The organism is Aeromonas sp. ZOR0001, assembly GCF_000801015.1.
Taxonomy (GTDB): Bacteria; Pseudomonadota; Gammaproteobacteria; order Enterobacterales; family Aeromonadaceae; genus Aeromonas; species Aeromonas veronii.
The window spans coordinates 1-847 of sequence record NZ_JRJY01000044.1 but is presented as its reverse complement, the minus strand read 5'-3'; the positions used below and the strand labels follow the sequence as shown (position 1 = coordinate 847).

The 847-nt window shown below is 58.0% G+C and carries 1 protein-coding gene; it reads right to left on the bottom strand.

What is annotated here, in order from left to right; all coding sequences use genetic code 11:
• A partial coding sequence (locus tag L972_RS21620) for a type I restriction-modification enzyme R subunit C-terminal domain-containing protein (protein WP_047436654.1) occupies window positions 1-847 on the bottom strand: 847 nt, incomplete at both ends.

Genomic DNA, 847 nt, shown 5'->3' with positions numbered 1-847 from the left:
TCCAACACCTCCCACAGCACGCCCGCCTGAGCCAATTCATCCATGATGGCTTGCTTGCGTTCGGCGGCTTGCCAGCGCTTGGTGAAGGCATCGAGGGTGGCAAACTCTTTGAGCAGGGTCTTCTTGGTGTAGTCCTTGAAAGATTCGGTCACCAGTTTGCCGTCGGCATCGTAATACTGCACCCGCTCGGCGATGACGCTGACCGCCACGCCGTTGACATAATACTTGCTGACTCCGGGCTCGGGGCCACCCAGCGGGCCTGTGCCCTGACCCCCTGAGCCACTCTGGCCACAGTTACTCCCGGTTGTGTAGCTGCCAGACTCCTCATCAATCCCGGGAGCAAGCGGATCGTCATGGTTGCCGGGTTCATCGGCAGGCAGTGGATCGGCGCCATCGATGATATCGCCCAAGCCTTCATCCGGATTGTTGATGTCTGCCGGTTTGATCACCATGACGCGCTCCGGCTCGCCGTCGAAACGGGGATCGGCAAACAGCTCGGTGGCCTTCTTGAAGTCGAGAATGGTGAACCAGAGCTTGCCGTACTTGTCGTCGATACGGGTGCCACGGCCGATGATCTGCTTGAACTTGGTCATGGACTGGATGTTTTGGTCCAGCACCACCAGCTTGCAGGTCTTGGCATCGACGCCAGTGGTCATCAGCTCGGAGGTAGTAGCGATGACCGGATAGGGCTTTTTCGGGTTGATGAAGTTGTCGAGCTGGGCTTTGCCAAGGTCATCATCGCCGGTGATTTTCATCACATACCGATCATCTTTCAGCATCTGCTCGGGGTTAAGGTTCGCCAGCGCCCGTCGCATCCGGTCGGCATGATCGATGTCGTTGCAGAACA